Source organism: Paenibacillus kobensis NBRC 15729, assembly GCF_004000825.1.
Classification (GTDB): domain Bacteria; phylum Bacillota; class Bacilli; order Paenibacillales; family Paenibacillaceae; genus Paenibacillus_T; species Paenibacillus_T kobensis.
This window is the reverse complement of sequence record NZ_BILZ01000165.1, coordinates 1-529: the sequence shown is the minus strand read 5'-3', so window position 1 is coordinate 529 and position 529 is coordinate 1. Positions and strand designations below refer to the sequence as shown.

Below are 529 nucleotides of genomic sequence, written 5' to 3'. Positions count from 1 at the left end.
GGGAATAGAAGTTTACGGGTCGTTAGATAGGGGCCGGATGAAGTACGCACTGGAGCAATTGACAATACGTCATGAAGCGTTGCGCACCAGTTTCCACATGCAGGATGGAGAACCCGTACAGAAGATCGCACAAGTAGTTAAGCTCGAATTGGAGTATGAAGAACGGATTATAGCCCAAATTGCAGAAAAAGAAGAAGACTTGCTGCATCGTTTTGTACATCCGTTTGACCTTGGCAAGGCCCCGCTGATGCGGATGAAAGCAGTAACAATAGGAGAGGACAGAACGATCCTCTTGTTAGATATGCACCATATCATCTCCGATGGTATGTCGATGGATATTTTAACCCAAGAACTTTCCAAGCTGTACAAGGGAGAGCAATTAAACCCGCTGAGTGTCCAATACAAGGATTACAGCGAATGGATGCAAACCAGAGACCTGTCGGAACAGAAAAAATATTGGCATGGTGTATTTACAGAACCGGCGCCGGTGCTGGATTTGCAGCTGGATTACGTAAGGCCGCAGACGCGT

The 529-nt window shown here is 46.9% G+C and carries 1 protein-coding gene; it reads left to right on the top strand.

Annotation, left to right across the window (positions count from 1 at the left end):
- Positions 1-4 precede the first annotated feature (4 nt).
- A partial coding sequence (locus PKO01S_RS28600; protein ID WP_281278975.1) for a condensation domain-containing protein occupies positions 5-529 on the top strand: 525 nt, incomplete at its 3' end.